Source organism: Dickeya sp. NCPPB 3274 (assembly GCF_000406205.1).
GTDB lineage: Bacteria > Pseudomonadota > Gammaproteobacteria > Enterobacterales > Enterobacteriaceae > Dickeya > Dickeya fangzhongdai.
Genome location: NZ_CM001979.1, coordinates 2,795,258 through 2,813,150, shown reverse-complemented (window position 1 = coordinate 2,813,150; position 17,893 = coordinate 2,795,258). Strand labels below are relative to the sequence as shown.

Below are 17,893 nucleotides of genomic sequence, written 5' to 3'. Positions count from 1 at the left end.
AAAAGGTTGTGATGGGTGAGCCTGCGGGAGAAATAAAGGAGGGGGGAGTTCCCCTCCTGAATGGATGACGTCGTTTATTTTGACGCGCCGAATACCGAAACCGCCTGCGCCATGCTGGCGATTTGCTGCTGCAGATGCCCGGTGGCGGAGTTGGATTGGCTGGCCAACGCCGTATTCTGATGGGTCAGTTCATCGATACGGTTGACCGCGTCGTTGATCTGTTGCAATCCCTGCGACTGCTCCTTGGTAGCCAGACTGATATCGTTCATCAGATGGGTGACGTCCTGCACTTTGACCAGAATGTTGTTCATCGAGCGGTTGGTATGCGCAACCTGCTGATCGCCGGCGCGAATGCTGGACAGCGTGTTATCGATGAGTGCGGCGATGTCTTTGGCGGAAGCGGCGCTGCGCTGCGCCAGCGAGCGCACTTCGCTGGCCACCACCGCGAAGCTCTTGCCTTGTTCCCCGGCATGGGCGGCTTCCACCGCGGCGTTGACCGCCAGAATGTTGGTCTGGAACGCCAGATTGTCCAGCACGCTGATGATATCGGTGATACGTTCGCTGGCGCTGGTGATCGCCTCCATGGTATTGGCGACCTCCGATACCGCCTGTTCGCCCACATTAACCACCTGATTGACGTCTTCCGCGTACTGCGATGCGCGCAGCGAGGCGTCGGCATTGCTCTTGATCGTGGCGGTTAACTGCTCCACCGAGGCGGCGGTTTGCTGCAGGCTCTCTTCGGTTTTTTCGCAACACTCCGCCAGAATGTGATTGCCCTGCGCGATTTCGCTGCAGGCGATTTTCAGCTCCTGCAGGTTGGCGTTGACGTCATCGACAAAGGTGCGGAAGTTCATGCCGGATTGGTTGACGGCGCGCATCAGCATACCGATTTCATCGGCGCGATTGAGCTGGGCCAGGCTATTGGCCTGACCGGCCGCGGAGCGCATCGCCTGTTCCAGAATCTGTTCCACCGGCCTGGCGACGTGTTGCACCAGCAGTTCGCAGAACAGGCAGGCGAACGCAATTAAGGCCGGAAACAGCCCCCAGACCAGCGCAGTTTTGGGCAGAAGCGCGAACGCGACGGCCAGCGGCAGCAGCCCCAGCAAGCCAAAGTAGCTGCGGATGCGCCAGCGCAGCGGCATGGTTTTGAACAGGCTTAACCATTTCAGCGGGCCGGTGTAAACCAGCAGGCCGTGATGGAAGGCGCGGTTCTTCAACAAGCCCTGATTTACCTGGGCGTAGAGCGCTTCGGCCTGGCTGATTTCCTCCGCCGTCGCCGCGGTGCGCACCGACATGTAGCCCATCAGCTTGCCGTCGCGTTTCAAAGGCGTCGTGCTGGAGCGTACCCAATAGTGGTCACCGTTCTTACGACGGTTTTTGACCACCCCAGTCCAGATTTTTCCGGCTTTTAGGGTATTCCACATGTCCGCGAAGGCGGAGGGTGGCATATCAGGATGGCGGATAATATTATGCGGCTGATTCATCAGTTCTTCCGGCTCGTAGCCGCTGACTTTGATGAAATCGGCGTTGGCGTAGGTAATGTGGCTATCAGGGGTGGTCACCGACATCAGTTTGATCTTGGCATCCAGCGGATACTGACGTTGACTGACTGGATAATTTTTACGCATGGAGCATCCCTTTTTGCGATATTGAAGGGTAAAGCAGGTCCGTATTGTTTGAATAAGCAACAATATTGATGAATGTATAATCCGGGCCGGATCGACGCTCGCGCCACGGCGTCACAGAGCCTGTAACCGGCGCGTGGTGTAGTCAGATACTGCGCTTATGTAAAAATTTTATCACGATCAGGTAATTGACATGTACGGATTTTGCGGGGGAATGTGAACTGAATGGTGACTTTTGGTTCATAAACCGTAACTATTCGCACTGAATGACAAAGTGATGACGACCGGAATCAACCCGAAACATAACCCATGCTGAAGTTAATGCGCTATGCAGGCTGGCTGGCTGCGTTGGCGTTCGTGCTGGCGCTGGGCGTGGCGACCGCCTGCTGGACCATGCCGCGCTGGCTGCCGGTGTTGCTGCGGCCCTATTTGCCCGTCGGGGTCAGCCTCGCGCTGCACGAACCGCCGGGCTGGCGGCAAGGCGGATTCTGGCTGCCTGATGTGCAACTGCGTCTGGCGCAGTGCCAACCGGCTACGCTGGCGGGCCTGCTGGTTCGCTATCGGGAAGGGCGCTGGCGGCTGGAGGCGGAGTCGCTGACGCTGGATGCCGCCTGCCTGCAACAATGGCCGGTTTCCTCCGGCATGACTACCCCGCTGCTGGCCCAGTGGCAACAGCGGCTGCCGCAAGCCGAGCTGATACTGCATCGTTTCGCCATCACCCCCTGGCTGACGCAGGCCGGCAGCCTGCAACTCTCCACTGACGCATTGCGTCAGCAACTCCGCATTCAGAACGACCAGCTCCAGCTACAGGCTGAACTGCACGGCACCGAGCTGACGCTACAACAAGGTCAGATGAGCGCCACGACGGAGCGCCCGCCGCTGCAGATCAACGGCGCGATGCAACTGGCGCCGGCGCTCAACCGTCTACCGGAGCAGGGCGAAGTGCGGGGGCAGCAACTGCCGCTGTGGTTACCGGAGCCGGCCAGCGCCACACTGCGCTGGCATGGCAATCAGGGCGAGCTGACGGTCGGCGTGGCGTCGATGACGGAACCCTTGCTGACGTTGCCGTGGCAGGTGAGCGATGGCAACCTTCGCATTCACGATGGCCGCTGGCGCTGGCCGTACGCCAGCCAGCCGCTGGCAGGCGGCATCGCGTTGACGCTGTATGACGTGCTGAATTTGCACGATCCGTTACGGCTGGAGGCGCGGCTTAATGTGCTGACGCAAGGGCACAACGGTCGCGCCAACGCGGTGTTGTCGCTGGGGCCCGGCAATTTGGGCCTGAGCGACAGCGATATCCGCTTTCAGCTTACCGGGCAGGCTAATCTGCCCGATCTATCGATTTTCGCGTCGTTGCCGGGAACGGTGAAGGGCGCCGTGCTGGATCCAACCGTGGTGCTGTTGCCCGGTTCGTTATTACGGGCCTGGGGTTCGCCGCGCCCGACGGTAACGCTGGAAGAAGCGCGCTGGCCGCTGGCCGGCATCCAGGTCACCCGGCAGGGCGTCAGCGGCCGGTTGCAGGCGATTGTGAAAGTGCGCGATAGCTATTGGGGGCGTTTCCGGCTGCATCTGGATGGCAAAGCGCAACAGTTCTGGCCCGATAGCGGCGACTGGCGCTGGCGTTATTGGGGCGAAGGGCATTTGCCGCCGTTGCAGGGGCGCTGGGACATCGCCGGGCATGGTCGCTGGCAGGATGAACTGATAGAGATAGCGTCCTTATCCAGCGGCCTTAACCAGCTACGTTACGGCGTGGTGACGGTTGACCAGCCGCGGCTGACGTTGACCGAGCCGTTGCGCTGGCGACGCGATCCGGCGGCGGCTTCGCTGCACGGGACATTGCGACTGGCGGCGAAACAGGTGAATTTTCAGGGCGCCGGCATGTTGCCCGCCACCGAGCTGACCGTTGATATTCGCGGGCGCAATCCGCAAGACTTCCAGTGGCGTGGCCAGTTACAGGCGGATCCGGTCGGCCCGATCCAACTCAACGGCCGCTGGGACGGGAAACGCCTGCGCGGCAACGGTTGGTGGTCGCCTCAGCCGTTACGGGTGTTCCAGACGTTGCTGCCGCCGGCCTGGGAACTGGCGATTCGTACCGGTCAGTTTTACGCGCAGACCGCGTTTTCCGCTGCCCGCGGCCAGGGATTTCGCGCCGGTGGCCATTGGGTGGTGAAAAATGGCGGCGCCTGGCTGCAGGATGGCGAGGTCAGCGGCGTCAATTTTGTACTGCCGTACCGGTTTGAAAACCACCGCTGGCAACTGGGAATTTCCCAGCCGGTGACATTGCGCATCAACCGGCTGGATAGCGTGTTCCCGATACGGAATATCGACGTGCAGGTGTACGGCGCCTATCCCTACAGCGAACGCCGCCCGCTGACGCTGGCGCAGTTGGATATGGACGTGCTGGACGGTCACCTGTCGTTGTCGCCGCTGCGCCTGCCCGCGCATGACGCCGCGGTGTTGCGGCTGCAGGGTATCGATCTCGGCGAACTGGTAAACGGGTTGCGGGCGAAAAAATTGTCGATGTCCGGCCGGGTAAGCGGGGTGTTGCCACTGAATTTCAATCATCCTTCGATGCTGGTGCAGGACGGCAAACTCACTAATGACACGCCGCTGACGGTGCAGCTGGACCCGCAACTGGCGGATAAGCTGGCGCAAAATAGCCTAGCCAACGCCGCGGCGGTGGCCTGGCTGCGCTATATGGAGATCGGGCGTTCCTGGGTAACGCTGGAACTCAGCCAGCGCGGCGAATTGACGCTGGTGTCGCGTATTACCGGCCACAGTGTGATGGACGACCAGTCGCGGCGCGACATTGTGCTGAATTACCGCCAGCAGGAGAACATTTTCCAGCTGTGGCACAGCCTGCGCTTTGGCGATAACCTGAAGGCCTCGCTGGAGCAGCAGGTCGCGGAGTAATTAACGATGAGGAGGGGAATAAGATGAAAACAGCCTGTGCCGCGATGGCTGCCGTGTTGCTGGCCGGCTGCACCCCGCGCATTGAGGTGGCTGCACCGAAAGAGCCGATCACCATCAACATGAATGTGCACATTGAGCACGACATTCGCATCCGCACGGATAAAGAGACGGTGCAACTGCTGGAGAAGTCGGATAACCGCATTGGCGATCAAATAAAGAAAAGCGCGCCGACAGACGCGCAAGACAAAGCCAGAATGCAAGATAAAAAACAGGAAGAGTGAAATCCGCCGTGTACCGCGACACGGATAGTTGCTGTCAAGGCAACACGGCGGCGAGTATGAGGGGAGTTAATACGTAGCCGTTACGCGGACGCCAGCTGAGACAGCTCTTCTTTAGCGCCCTGCAGCGCTTTCTGCGCCATATCCGGGCCGTAACCGAAACCTTCCGCAAACACGAATTCCACGTCGCTGATGCCGATGAAGCCCAGGAACAGACGCAGGTACGGGGTCAGCAGATCGCTCGGCGCGTCTTTGTGGATGCCGCCGCGGCTGGTCAGCACCAGTGCGCGTTTACCTTTCACCAGACCTTCCGGACCCTGCTCGGTGTAGCGGAATGTTACGCCAGCGCGGGCGATGAAGTCGAAATAGTTCTTCAACTGGGTCGGGATGCTGAAGTTGTACATCGGGGCGGCCAGCACGACGACATCGTGCGCCTGCAGTTCGGCAATCAGCTCGTCGGACAGGGCCAGCGCGTCCTGCTGACGCGGCGTCAGCGGTTTGTCGGAAGGACGCAGCGCGCCAACCAGTTCGCCATCCAGCACCGGTACCGGTTTGGCAGCCAGGTCGCGCACGGTAATGGTGTCGGCGGGGTGGGCTGCCTGCCAGGAGGCGGTAAAGTGATCGGCCAGCTGGTTAGACTGGGAGAAGTCAGCCAGAATACTTGATTTCAGAACGAGTACTTTGCTCATTGCCAATTCCTTGTTAGGTGTGCCAGGGCGACAACCGTCGCCGAATGAATGCATCATAGGCGCGTTGCCGGCAATGGGATAGCGTAATATTTCGAGACCTTTGTTCGATTTTATTGAACGATGCCTCCGAAACCGCGATGCGGTGCGGCGGAATCCCGCCTGATGGCGTATAGCCTGCGCGGTCAATGTGATACCATGCCCGCCGCACTATTTATGCCTGCAATACAATCAGGTTATGCCCGCAGTACCAGCAGGGCGCCGGAGCGTTGAACGTCCTTGTTCAACCGTACCCGGAATCAGACAGTAAGGAATTGCACCGTGACATCACCTCTCCATGCGTTAGAACCTCAGCTTAATGCGCTAATGCTGCGCGACCGGCAACGCCTGCGCCGCCGTTTGCAAGGCGCGATGAAAGTGGGAAATCCGCAGGCACAGGTTTCGATTGCGCAGGACATCAGCCAGGAAATCGACGCCGCGCGGCTGCGGGTGGAGCAGCGCAGGGCGTCGTTGCCGGCGATACGTTACCCGGAAGCCTTGCCGGTTAGCCAGAAGCGCGAGGCGATCCTCAACGCTATCCGCGATCATCAGGTGGTGATCGTAGCCGGGGAAACCGGCTCCGGCAAAACCACCCAGTTGCCGAAGATGTGTCTGGAGTTGGGACGCGGCGTTACCGGGCTGATCGGTCATACTCAGCCGCGCCGGCTGGCGGCCCGCAGCGTGGCGGACCGCATCGCTGCGGAGCTGGAGACGCCGCTTGGCAGCACGGTGGGTTACAAGGTGCGATTCAACGATCAGGTCGGCGACAACACGCTGGTCAAACTGATGACGGACGGTATCCTGCTGGCGGAGATTCAGCAGGATCGGCTGTTGATGCAGTACGACACGCTGATCATCGATGAGGCGCACGAACGCAGCCTCAACATTGACTTTATTCTCGGTTACCTCAAGCAACTGCTGCCCAGACGGCCGGACCTCAAGGTGATCATCACCTCCGCCACCATCGATCCGCAGCGTTTTTCACGTCACTTCGGCAATGCGCCGATTATTGAGGTGTCCGGAAGGACGTATCCGGTGGATGTTCGCTACCGGCCGGTGGTGGAAGAGGCGCAGGACAGCGATCGCGACCAACTGCAGGCGATTCTGGATGCGGTGGACGAACTGTGTCGCGAAGGACCGGGCGATATTCTGGTGTTCATGAGCGGCGAGCGGGAAATCCGCGATACCGCCGACGCGCTGAACAAGCAGGACTTGCCGCATACCGAGATTTTGCCGTTGTACGCGCGGCTTTCCAACCAGGAACAGAACCGGGTGTTCCAGTCTCACCACGGACGGCGCATCGTGCTGGCGACCAACGTGGCGGAAACCTCGCTGACGGTGCCGGGCATTCGTTACGTGATCGACCCCGGCACCGCGCGCATCAGCCGCTACAGCTATCGCACCAAGGTGCAGCGGCTGCCGATCGAGCCGGTGTCGCAGGCGTCCGCCAACCAGCGCAAAGGGCGCTGCGGCCGTGTGGCGGCGGGCATCTGTATTCGGCTCTATTCCGAGCAGGATTTTTTCTCCCGGCCGGCGTTTACCGACCCGGAGATTTTGCGCACCAACCTGGCGTCGGTCATTTTGCAGATGACGGCGTTGGGGCTGGGCGATATCGCGGCGTTTCCATTTGTCGAAGCGCCGGATAAGCGCAACATTCAGGATGGGGTGCGGCTGCTGGAGGAACTGAGCGCACTCCAGAGCAGCGACGACGGCCATTACCGGTTGACGCCGCAGGGGCGCCAGCTGGCGCAGTTGCCTATCGACCCGCGACTGGCGCGCATGGTGCTGGAAGCACGCCAGACCAGCTGCGTGCGCGAGGTGATGATCATCACCGCCGCGTTGTCGATTCAGGATCCGCGCGAGCGCCCGATAGAGAAAAAGCAGGCGGCGGAGGAGAAACACCGCCGTTTCGCCGACAAAGAGTCCGATTTTCTGGCCTTCGTCAACCTGTGGGATTACCTGCAAGAGCAGCAGAAAGCGCTATCGTCCAGCCAGTTTCGCAAACTGTGCCGCAGCGATTACCTCAACTACCTGCGGGTGCGGGAGTGGCAGGATATCTACACCCAGTTGCGTCAGGTGGTAAAAGAACTGGGCTTCCCGGTCAACAGCGAACCGGCGGATTACCGTAGCCTGCACGGCGCGTTGCTGACCGGGCTGCTGTCCCACATCGGACAAAAAGACGTTGAAAAGCAGGAGTTCAGCGGCGCGCGCAACACCCGTTTCGCTATTTTCCCCGGTTCTGGTTTATTCAAAAAACCACCGAAGTGGACCATTGTGGCGGAACTGGTGGAAACCAGCCGCCTGTGGGGGCGCATCGCCGCGCGGATCGAGCCGGAATGGGTTGAACCGCTGGCGCAGCACCTGATCAAACGCAGCTACAGCGAGCCGCACTGGGAGAAAGCGCAGGGCGCGGTGATGGCGCAGGAAAAAGTCACGCTGTACGGTCTGCCGCTGGTGGCGGCTCGCAAGGTGAATTACGGCGCCATCGACCCGGTGGTGTCGCGCGAGCTGTTCATTCGCCATGCGCTGGTGGAAGGCGACTGGCAGACCCAGCATGCGTTTTTCCGCGCCAATCAGAAACTGCGTTTAGAAGTGGAAGAACTGGAGAACAAGTCCCGCCGCCGCGACATTCTGGTGGATGACGAGACGCTGTTTGCGTTCTACGACCAGCGCCTTCCTCATGACGTGGTGTCGAGCCGTCATTTCGACAACTGGTGGAAGCAGGCGTCGAAAACCGACCCGGATCAGCTGAATTTCGAGAAGGCTATGCTGATCAAAGACGGGGCGGAGCGCGTCAGCGCGCTGGACTACCCGAACCACTGGCAGCAGGGCGAGCTGCGTTTGCGGCTCACCTATCAGTTCGAGCCGGGGGCGGACGCCGACGGCGTCACCGTGCATATCCCGCTGCCGGTACTGAATCAGGTCAAAGAGGACGGATTCGAATGGCAGATCCCAGGGCTGCGCCGTGACGTGGTGGTGGCGCTGATCAAATCGCTGCCAAAACCGATACGGCGTAACTTCGTGCCGGCGCCCAACTATGCCGAAGCGTTTCTGGCGCGGGTGACGCCGCTGGAGAAAGGGCTGCTGGAGGCGCTGGAGCGCGAGCTGCGGCTGATGACCGGCGTGACGGTCGATCGCGAGGCCTGGCAGTGGGATCAGGTGGATGATCACCTGAAAATGACCTTCCGGGTGGTGGACGAGAAAAGCCGAACGCTGCGGGAAGGCAAGAATCTGCGGGCGCTGAAAGATCAGTTGCAGGAGAAGGTGCAGCAAACGCTGTCGGCGGTGGCGGATGACGGCATCGAACAGCGCGATTTGCATATCTGGAGTTTTGGCGATTTGCCGGAGCGTTACGAACAGAAACGCGGCGGCTACGCGGTAAAAGCCTATCCGGCGCTGGTGGACGAGAAAGACAGCGTAGCGATTCGTCTGTTTGATTCGCCGCACCAGCAGCAACAGATGATGTGGCGCGGTCAGCGCCGCCTGCTGCTGCTGAACATTCCTTCTCCCATCAAGTATCTGCATGAAAAGCTGCCTAACAAGGCCAAGCTGGGGCTGTATTTCAACCCGTACGGCAAGGTGCTGGATCTGATCGACGATTGCATCGCCTGCGGCGTGGACAAGTTGATGGCGGTAGCGGGCGGCCCGGTGTGGCAGGAAGACGCGTTCCACCAGTTGCATGAGCGGGTACGTGCGGAACTGAATGACACGGTGGTGGATATCGCTCAACAGGTGGAACAGATTCTGACCACGGTCTTCTCGATCAACAAACGGCTCAAAGGCCGGGTGGATATGGCGCTGGCGCTGGCCTTGAGCGACATCAAGACGCAGATGAGCGGGCTGGTGTTCCGCGGCTTCGTCACTGACAACGGCTGGAAGCGGTTGCCGGATGTGCTGCGCTATCTGCAGGCCATCGAGCGTCGGTTGGATAAGCTGGCGCAGGACGTACACCGTGACCGCGCGCAAATGCTAAAAGTGGAGCAGGTACAGCGGGCCTGGCAGCAGTGGCTGAACAAGCTGCCGCCGGAACGGCGGGAAGATGACGACGTGAAGGCTATCCGCTGGATGATCGAGGAACTGCGCGTCAGCTACTTCGCCCAGCAACTGGGCACGCCTTATCCTGTTTCCGATAAACGTATTTTGCAGGCGATGGAGCAGATTGAGGGGTAAGCCGCCGCCAACGGTAAGCGGTTTATCCTGACGATAGGACGTTATCGGCGCCTAATCGAAGGACAAGGAAACCGGTTTGCGGCCGCTAGCGTCATGCTTAATCCGTCGTTGATGAATGGCGGGACTGATCAGGCGCTGAATGGCCGGTATTTCAGGCAGAAATACCGGCGAAGGCGGATTAACGATCTTTTTTGGACAACGCTTCCAGCTGCTGGCGGATGGCGGTGACCGCCACGGCGCGGTTATCGGCAAGTTGGCGGTTGCTGGCGTCCGGCGCGGAGCTTTGAATGCCCATCAGCACCCAACTGCCGGCGGTTTTCAGCATCAACGGCGAGCCGCTGTCGCCGGGTAGGGTGTCGCAACGGTGCGCCATCACCGCTTTATGGACCCAACCGGTAATCAGGCAATCCTGATGGCGGTACAGCGTATCCTGATGGTCTTCCGGATAACCGGCCTGGGTGACCTTCTGTTGCGCGGCTTCCAGCGCCGTCTTCAGCTCTTCCTGCGTTCCCTGCCAGATCGGCAACGGGCGGATGCCCGGCGGCGTCTGCTTGAGCCTAATCAGCGCGAAATCCCACGGTGCGGCGGAAGGCGGAACAATCCAGCCGTCGCCGTCTGCTTTCAGCATCCTGGCCAGTTTTTTATTGGTCAGCGCTTCAATTTTATCGGTTTCATAACGCCAGCCGTTTTCCGTTGCCAGAAAACGCAACGCCACCGGTTTATCCGGTACGCCGGGCGGCGCTACCACGCAGTGGCCGGCGGTCAGCGCCAGATGCGGCGAGATCAGGGTTGCGGTGCAGAGGTTGCCGCTGGCGGTTTCCAGTTGACCAATTGCCTGCCACGGCCATTGGGCGGTATCCGGCACTTTGTCGCGGTCATCATGGTTAAAGAACAGCGTCTGTTTTTGTTGTTCCGTCGTGGCTGACGGCTCGTTATCGGCCCACGCAGAAGCGGCGAGCACGCTCAATGAACATAACAACCAGGCTGATATGCGCATGTAATGAATGGCCTTTAAAGATGAAATTCAGCGTATTAACCGTCATCAATCCACTATAAACGTAGCATGCCGGAATCAGGCAGGAAACGACAGATTGGTTGGTCAGGCGAATCGGATGACCCGGTTTGGGCGCGCAGGCGAGAGTAAAACCGGGTTATAAGAAGAACACCACGATAACCAGCGCGCAGATAAGCAGGAAGGACAGCACGATTTCAAATGAGTAGCGTCGCAGCATTATCCGGTCCCCATGAAACAAACACCCGGCGAACCGGGTGTTTGATAACGCTATTGTCATGTCGGTAGTGGGGGAGCGTGCTCCTGACTACCGGTGCTCATGACCATTAACAGTCACTTTGGTGAATTAAGCAGCCGGAGTGGTTTTGGCTTTTTTCACTTTTTTGTGTTTTTTAGCAGCCTGAGCTTCTGGGCAGCCGGTTTTTTCTTAGCTACTTTTTTGGCAGCCTGAGCTTTCTGGGCAGCCGGTTTTTTGGCTTTTTTTGTGTTTTTTAGCGGCCTGAGCTTTCTGAGCAGCCGGGGCTTTTTTCTTCGCTACTTTTTTGTGCTTTTTAGCAGCCTGTGCTTTCTGATCGGTTTTTTTCTTCTCAGCTTTTTTCACCGGTTTTTTGGTGGTGTCAGCTTTAGCAGCAGTAGTAGTAGCAGTAGTAGTGGCCGGAGCAGCAGCCGGAGCAGTGGTACCTGCTGCGAAAGCTACAGAGGACAGACCCAGAGCCGCACCTGCGATCATCACTAAAAATTTATTCATCGTAAATTCCTCATTATCCAGTTCACGTTTCGAACCCCAGGGTGGGCCGATGACTGAAGAATAGGGGAACATAGGCTAGCGATCTGTGAGTGTTTGGTTTCCGCGTGTAACGGATTGTACAAGGTTCGCAGACGAAGAATTTGACGAGGATTTGTGCTCGATAATCGGCCAGCGGAACAGGAAGCGCGCGCCGCCCAACGGGCTGCTGTCCACCTCGATCGTGCCGTTGTAAGCGCGCACGATGGCGTGAACAATCGCCAGCCCCAGGCCGCATCCGCCGCTGCTGTTTTCGATACCGGCTTCCAACCGGATGAAGGGTTCGAAGATATGTGCGCGGTCTTCCGGCGCGATGCCCGGCCCGTCATCCTCCACCTGCAGATAGGCGGTATGCTGGTCGAGCGTTAGCCCTACCCGCAGGCGATGCTGACAGAAACGCAAACCGTTATTGACCAAATTGTTCAACACCCGTTCCATCAGGCGCAGGTCCACATAGCCGAAGTTGTTATCGCCGGTTACGTCCAGCTCAATCTGTTTCTCGTCGTGCACCAGCCGGAAATCCTCGATTCGCTTGTGCAGCCATTGCGACAGGTCGATCTCTTCGAGATGCAGCGTCACCTGCGGCCGGTCGAGGCGGGCGTAGGTCAGCAGTTCATCGATTAACGCCTCCAACTGGCCGACATCGCGGTTGATGGCTTCCTGCTCTTCGTCGGTCAGGTTGTCGCTCATCGCCAGCCGGTAGCGCAGCCGGACCAGCGGCGTGCGCAGCTCATGAGCGATATTGTCGATCAGCTGTTTTTTACTGGTAATCAACTGGTTGAGGTTGTCGGCCATGCGGTTGAACGCCACGCCGAGGCGGAACAGGCTGGAGGTATTATCAAAGTGGGTCCGCTCTTCCAGATGGCCGTCTCCCAGCCGCTGCGCGGCGCTTTCCAGTTGCAGCATCGCCTTCCAGTGCGGGCGTATCCACAGGAACACCGGCAGCGCCAGCGACAGGCCGATCAGCGCCAGAAACAGCAGGTTGACCAGCCGGATTTCGTGCAGGAAGAACAGATAGGGAATCGGGCCGACCGCCAGCACATAGTGACTGCGGGGAATGCGCTGGATAAAGGTGTACTCGTCGTCCAGCGCGACGATTTCCCCCTGAATCAGCCGCTGCTGCGCCTGCGTGCTGAGCCGGTACTTGCTGATCGGCTCAATGTGCAACTTAAACGACAGGTTAAGGTCCATCTGGTTGATGGTCTTGTGCCACTCCCGTGGCGGAATGGAACGCAACTCGTTGCGGATCAGATACAGCGAGCTTTTCATCAGGTCATCCATCGATTGGCGCCCGGCCCGTTCCGCCGTGACTTTGTACACCAGCCCCACCAGCAGGGTCATCACCAAAAAGCTGGCGAACAGCAGCAGAAAGAACTGAATAAACAGTTTTTTCATGGCGTAAGGGTCTCCCAGGCATTGGGGGCGAACAGATAGCCTTTGTTGCGGATGGTTTTGATGCGCACCGGTTCCAGCGCGTTGTCGTACAATTTTTTGCGCAGGCGGGAAATGGCGACGTCGATACTGCGATCCATCCCGTCGTAACTGACGCCGCGCAGCGCCTTAAGCAGCGCTTCGCGGTCCATGATCTGTCCGGCGTGGGTGGCCAGCAGCCACAGCAGGTCGAAATCCGACGTGGAGAGGGCGATATTCTCGTCCGCCAGCGTGACGTCGCGGTTGACCGGATCAATGCACAACAGGCCGAAGTGCAACGATTTATGCACCTGAACCTGCGTTTTCACCGGCGCGCTTTTTTCCACCGCCGGCTGCGGCGCGGCGGCGTACTGACGGAAATGCAGGCGCAAGCGCGCCAGCAGCACCGCCGGCGGCGTGGTTTTCAGAATATAGTCATCGGCCCCCATTTCCAGCGACAGGATGTGGTTCATGTCGCTGTCGAGCGAGGTGAGCAGTACGATGGGGCCGGTGAAGAGGGGGCGCAGTTCCCGGCAAATCGTCATACCGTCTTTACCGGGCAGCATGATGTCCAGCAACACCAGGTCGGGTTGTTGCTCTTCGATGAATGCCAGCGCGTTATCGCCGCGCGGCTCAATGCGTACATCAATATCATGTTTACCCAGATAGGCGGCGATCAGTTTGCCGACTTCCGGATCATCTTCAACAAAAACAACTTTATACATGACATCCCACTCACAACAGAACGCGTATTATGGCTCATGCCGGCGCCGTCTGACGGCATGGGCGGCTACGACGCAAGCGTAGGGTGCGCTGGATCGCATTGCCAGCAGAAAAGTCCCTGCTTTTGCCTAATAGCTCTACAATTATTGGAGATACTATACCTTATTAATCCTTTTTACGTTGTAATGGTTAACGTGAAATGGCGTGACGCCAACGGTCGGTTGACGGAAAGGAGAAAAAGGATGGAAGAGGCTCATTCCGGGCCTGCGGGCTCCTCTGAAAGTGAACGGATGTGCATTGATTATACCGCGTACCTTGGCGCGCTGTGCCGCAAGCGTTGGCGCTTTATCGACGCGTTGTACGGCGTGATGCCGATTTTCGGCATGGTGACCAAGTCACCCGTGGTAGCCGGGAGCGCGGGTAAGGATAAACTGCTGGAACTGGCGATGCAGGTACTGTCCACTCAGGCCAGCGATGAAACCAATCTTTCCCGTCTGATTACACTGGCGCGCCAGCAAGGGGTGACGGAGCTGGACATTCGGCTGCCTTATGCGCTGTCCGGCGAGCAGTTGCAGGCGATAGGGTTGGCTTGCCGCGATCATGAACTGGCGCTAAGCCAGCATGCGGAGTGCCTGACGGTGCGTTCCGCCACATCGACGGCGCCGTCAGGGCTGCTCTGCTGAACATTTGAGGCGTACCGAATCGGACCCCGCATAAAGCGGGATCCGGTGAAAGATCAGGAAGCCAGCTCGTCGGGAACGGGGATGGTTTCCGCCAGCGCCTGTTCCAGCGTCGCGTAGAAACCCAGCCGGTTGGCGATCGGCGTGACGTTAGCCCGGGCCAGTGTTTTGAGCGGCTGGAACGGGATATCGGTAATGATCAGCTGTTTTTCCGGCGGCAGCAATTCCACAAAGTGGCGGAAAGCGTTAAGGCCGCCGGCATCCAGCACCGACACGGCATCCCACTGCAGAACAATCGTCGGGTAAGGCTGGGCGCGTTCCATCAGTTCATTGAACAGGCGTTCCGCCGCGGCGAAAAACAGCGGTCCGTTAATGCGCAGCACCAGCCGCTGGCCCGCGATAGTGCCCGGCAGCTCGCTCAGCCGCGTCATGCGCGCCACATTGCCCATAAACAGCAACGACGCCAGCACAATCCCCACCGTAATAGCAATCACCATATCGAACAGTACGGTTAACGCCATGCACAGCACCAGCACCAGAATATCGTCCCGCGGCGCCCGGCGCAGCAGGTAGACAACCTTGTGCGCCTCGCTCATGTTCCACGCTACCAACAACAGCAGTGAGGCCATCGCCGACAGCGGCAGATAAGAGAGCCAGGGCGCCAGCACCAACAGGGACAACAGCACCAGACCGGCGTGGATCACCGCCGAGATGGGCGAAGTCGCGCCTGCCCGCACGTTGGCGGCGGAACGGGCGATGGCGGCGGTGGCGGTAATGCCGCCGAAGAACGGCGCCACCATGTTGCCGATGCCCTGGCCGATCAACTCGTTGCTGGGATGGTGTTTACGCCCGGTCATGCCGTCCAGCACCACCGCGCACAGCAGTGACTCAATGGCGCCGAGCATCGCCATGGAAAACGCCGCGGGCAGCAGGTCGGACAGGCTTTTCCAGCTCAGCGACATGGTGTGACCGTCCGGCGCGGGAATGTTCCACGGCAGTAAAAACTGCGGCAGAATCGCCGGGATGCCCTGACCATGACTACCGTCGGCCAGCAGGTAGCTGAAACGCGAGCCGATAGTCGCCACGTCAAGGTGAAACAGCGATAACACGCCCATCACGGCGGCGCCTGCCAGCAATGCGGGGAGATGACCCGGCAGGCGAATGCCCAGCCTTGGCCAGACGATCAGCACCAGCAGCGTCGTCGCGCCGACCAGCGTATCGCCGATGTTCAGCGTCGGCAGCGCCTGTACCAGCGCCGCCACTTTTTCGGCATAGTGCTCCGGCACCGTGGCCATGGTCAGGCCGAAAAAGTCTTTTACCTGCATGGTGGCGATGGTGATGGCGATACCGGAGGTAAACCCGAGCGTCACCGGCAGAGGAATGTATTCAATCAACCGCCCCAGCCGGCATAGGCCCATCAACAGCAAAAACACGCCGGAGAGTAGGGTGGCGACCAGCAGGCCGGAGATGCCGAACTGTTGGGACACGGGATGAAGAATAACCACAAATGCGGCGGTGGGGCCGGAGACGCTGTAGCGGGAACCGCCGCACAGCGCGATCACCAGCCCGGCGATCGCCGACGTATAAAGTCCATACTGCGGGGGCACGCCGCTGGCTATCGCCAGCGCCATCGCCAGCGGGATGGCGATGATCCCGACGGTAATCCCGGCAATAACATCATGAGTAAAACGCGACAGCGTGTAGGTTTCTCGCCAGCAGGCTTCAATCAGCGCGCTGAACGGTCTGATACCGTTAATTCGGTGTGATTTCATGGAAAACAAGAACCAAACAATGAAAAACAGGCGGGTCGACAGCGGCCCGTCACGGCCAGGGCGTGTGCCGCCTGCGGTGGTTGCCGGAGAAGTGAAAACAAAAAGCGCAGCCGCCGCGGTAGGACACAGTCCAAAGCCGATACCATACGCCTGTTTTTTGACGCAGATCCAGCGGTAAATCAATGGAAAGGATTTTTTCGGGCAAGAAGAGAATATTGTCGTATAAATCGCTGCGTTGCCGATATGCGGCAGGACGTCGCAGGCAGGAAAGCGTAGACCGGAAGCAGTAGATAAGACGGCGAGATAATTACGTGATAGTACGATGCCGGTATCGCCGGGCGGCGATACCGGCGGGGGCGCTTACAGCATGATGGTCATCAGATAAGCGGCGAACAGCGCCAGGTGCGCGCTGCCGTTGAGGACGTTGGTGCGGCCGGTGGAAAAGGAAATATGGCACAGCACCAGCACCGACAGCATCACCACAATATGCGGCAGGTCGAGCGAAAACTGCAGGGTGCGGCCGGTGAGCGTGGCGATCAGCGTTACGGCGGGTACCGTCAGCGAAATGGTGGCCAGCACCGACCCGAAGAACAGGTTCATGGCGCGTTGTACCTGATTACGCAGTACGGCGGTGATGGCGCCCAGCCCTTCCGGCGACAGGATCAGCAGCGCTACCAGGAAACCGGTAAATTGGGACGGCGCGTTCATCGCCTCCAGCAATCCTTCCAACTGCGGCGAGTCCATCTTGGTGACGCCAATCACCGCTACCAGATGCACCAGCAGCCAGATAGCGTGCCAGGCGGAGCTGTGCACCGACGGTTTGCCGTGGTGCGGGTTATCATCATCGCTTTCATCTTCGTGCTCGTAGACAAACAGGCTCTGATGCGTGCGGGTTTGAATTAGCAGGAATACGCCGTACATCATGGCGGAAATCAGCGCGATGATGATGGATTGCGCCACGGAGAAATTACCTTCCGGCAGCGCGGCGGGAAACACCAGCACCAGTATCGCCAGCGGAAATATTGCCATCAGATATTGCTTGATGCCGGCCAGATTGACGTACTGGGTGGCGAATTTGCGGCCTCCCAGCAACAGGGCAAAGCCGACCAGACCGCCGCTGACGATCATGATGATCGAATAAAGGGTGTCGCGCATCAGCGTCGGACCGGCATCGCCGGTAGCCATCAGCGCCGAAATCAGGCTGACTTCCAGAATCACGACCGACAGACTGAGGATCAACGAGCCATAGGGTTCTCCCAGACGATGCGCCAGCACATCGGCGTGGCGCACCACGCTGAACGCGCTGGCGAGGATCCCCACCAGCGCCAGCAGGTTGATGCCAACCATGGCCGGCAGGCTGCGGGCATCGCCCCATAATGTCAGGGCCAGCAGCGCCAGCAACGGAAAAATCAGGGTGTATTCGTGGTGACGGGTTTTCACCGCGTCGGAGGATGTCGGCATGGTCGGGTCTCCTTATACCGTCTAAAGATAAGCGTTTTTTATTGCATCCGGGCGTTGATTGACGCACTGGGGCGATGCTGCGATTTTGCCCGGATGATTTTTCCCCTGCCTCTCCGACCCCTTCGGAGCCAAAAGTATTGTTACTTAAACCCCGGTATAACCTGTTCTAGCGGATTTTTACCGGGTGTTTTCATTCTTTATGTTTTATCTGATTAATAATAAAAGATTTTGTGCTTTTTGTTTACTATTTTTATCAAATGATAACGTATTTTATCTTTTTATAGGTTGTCATTTTTGAGCTAGACGACGCATAAATAAGATAGAGTTGTCATTTTCCCAT

11 protein-coding genes and 1 pseudogene are annotated in these 17,893 nt (G+C 58.9%); 4 read left to right on the top strand and 8 right to left on the bottom strand.

The genetic code is table 11. The features are described 5' to 3' along the window. Positions 1-74: 74 nt before the first annotated feature. Complete coding sequence (locus DXX3274_RS12720; protein WP_042860063.1) at positions 75-1,628, bottom strand: PAS domain-containing methyl-accepting chemotaxis protein; 1,554 nt, start codon at positions 1,626-1,628, stop codon at positions 75-77. Between the two features lie 306 nt (positions 1,629-1,934). Here DXX3274_RS12720 and DXX3274_RS12715 point away from each other — a divergent pair, with 306 nt between their 5' ends. Together DXX3274_RS12715 and DXX3274_RS12710 are read left to right on the top strand one after the other, a co-directional pair. Beyond that, positions 1,935-4,538, top strand: coding sequence for a YdbH family protein (locus tag DXX3274_RS12715; protein ID WP_042860062.1), 2,604 nt, complete (start codon positions 1,935-1,937; stop codon positions 4,536-4,538). Between the two features lie 23 nt (positions 4,539-4,561). Then, positions 4,562-4,819, top strand: a complete 258-nt coding sequence (locus tag DXX3274_RS12710; protein WP_050569873.1) for a YnbE family lipoprotein — start codon at positions 4,562-4,564, stop codon at positions 4,817-4,819. An 80-nt stretch (positions 4,820-4,899) separates the two neighbouring features. Here the strand turns inward: DXX3274_RS12710 and DXX3274_RS12705 are convergent, their stop codons facing one another. Further along, a complete protein-coding gene (locus tag DXX3274_RS12705; RefSeq protein ID WP_042860060.1) occupies positions 4,900-5,505 on the bottom strand; it encodes an FMN-dependent NADH-azoreductase in 606 nt (201 codons plus the stop codon). 318 nt (positions 5,506-5,823) lie between these two features. Between DXX3274_RS12705 and hrpA the strand changes: the two genes are divergently transcribed. After that, positions 5,824-9,711, top strand: coding sequence for an ATP-dependent RNA helicase HrpA (gene hrpA / locus DXX3274_RS12700; RefSeq protein WP_071603951.1), 3,888 nt, complete (start codon positions 5,824-5,826; stop codon positions 9,709-9,711). 178 nt (positions 9,712-9,889) lie between these two features. Here hrpA and DXX3274_RS12695 read toward each other — a convergent pair whose 3' ends face one another. The 4 genes and pseudogenes from DXX3274_RS12695 to rstA all read right to left on the bottom strand — a co-directional run bounded on the left by DXX3274_RS12695 (position 9,890) and on the right by rstA (position 13,642). Then, positions 9,890-10,708 carry a serine protease gene (locus DXX3274_RS12695; RefSeq protein ID WP_042860058.1) on the bottom strand — a complete coding sequence of 273 codons (819 nt, stop codon included), beginning with the start codon at positions 10,706-10,708 and terminating at the stop codon, positions 9,890-9,892. 367 nt (positions 10,709-11,075) lie between these two features. Then, positions 11,076-11,471, bottom strand: a pseudogene (asr, locus tag DXX3274_RS12690) (acid resistance repetitive basic protein Asr); the annotation flags it as partial. Between the two features lie 75 nt (positions 11,472-11,546). Then, positions 11,547-12,902 carry a two-component system sensor histidine kinase RstB gene (rstB, locus tag DXX3274_RS12685; protein WP_042860057.1) on the bottom strand — a complete coding sequence of 452 codons (1,356 nt, stop codon included), beginning with the start codon at positions 12,900-12,902 and terminating at the stop codon, positions 11,547-11,549. After that, positions 12,899-13,642: a two-component system response regulator RstA gene (gene rstA / locus DXX3274_RS12680; RefSeq protein ID WP_038668381.1), complete on the bottom strand. Its 744-nt coding sequence runs from the start codon at positions 13,640-13,642 to the stop codon at positions 12,899-12,901. Before rstA ends, rstB begins: the two co-directional genes overlap by 4 nt. Before the next feature lie 240 nt (positions 13,643-13,882). Here rstA and DXX3274_RS12675 point away from each other — a divergent pair, with 240 nt between their 5' ends. Next, positions 13,883-14,323: a hypothetical protein gene (locus DXX3274_RS12675; RefSeq protein ID WP_042860056.1), complete on the top strand. Its 441-nt coding sequence runs from the start codon at positions 13,883-13,885 to the stop codon at positions 14,321-14,323. Between the two features lie 53 nt (positions 14,324-14,376). On the opposite strand, the gene dauA is transcribed toward DXX3274_RS12675, so the two are convergent. Continuing rightward, positions 14,377-16,092, bottom strand: coding sequence for a C4-dicarboxylic acid transporter DauA (gene dauA, locus DXX3274_RS12670; RefSeq protein ID WP_042862098.1), 1,716 nt, complete (start codon positions 16,090-16,092; stop codon positions 14,377-14,379). A 360-nt stretch (positions 16,093-16,452) separates the two neighbouring features. Next, on the bottom strand, positions 16,453-17,553 hold the full coding sequence (gene chaA, locus DXX3274_RS12665) for a sodium-potassium/proton antiporter ChaA (protein WP_042860055.1): 1,101 nt from the start codon (positions 17,551-17,553) through the stop codon (positions 16,453-16,455). Positions 17,554-17,893 lie beyond the last annotated feature (340 nt).

Coding starts and splice junctions, on each gene's coding strand:
- DXX3274_RS12705 (WP_042860060.1), bottom strand. CDS start 5,505: ATGAGCAAAGTACTCGTTCTGAAATCAAGTATTCTGGCTGACTTCTCC.
- DXX3274_RS12675 (WP_042860056.1), top strand. CDS start 13,883: ATGGAAGAGGCTCATTCCGGGCCTGCGGGCTCCTCTGAAAGTGAACGG.
- rstB (WP_042860057.1), bottom strand. CDS start 12,902: ATGAAAAAACTGTTTATTCAGTTCTTTCTGCTGCTGTTCGCCAGCTTT.
- DXX3274_RS12715 (WP_042860062.1), top strand. CDS start 1,935: ATGCTGAAGTTAATGCGCTATGCAGGCTGGCTGGCTGCGTTGGCGTTC.
- dauA (WP_042862098.1), bottom strand. CDS start 16,092: ATGAAATCACACCGAATTAACGGTATCAGACCGTTCAGCGCGCTGATT.
- DXX3274_RS12720 (WP_042860063.1), bottom strand. CDS start 1,628: ATGCGTAAAAATTATCCAGTCAGTCAACGTCAGTATCCGCTGGATGCC.
- chaA (WP_042860055.1), bottom strand. CDS start 17,553: ATGCCGACATCCTCCGACGCGGTGAAAACCCGTCACCACGAATACACC.
- DXX3274_RS12695 (WP_042860058.1), bottom strand. CDS start 10,708: ATGCGCATATCAGCCTGGTTGTTATGTTCATTGAGCGTGCTCGCCGCT.
- rstA (WP_038668381.1), bottom strand. CDS start 13,642: ATGTATAAAGTTGTTTTTGTTGAAGATGATCCGGAAGTCGGCAAACTG.
- DXX3274_RS12710 (WP_050569873.1), top strand. CDS start 4,562: ATGAAAACAGCCTGTGCCGCGATGGCTGCCGTGTTGCTGGCCGGCTGC.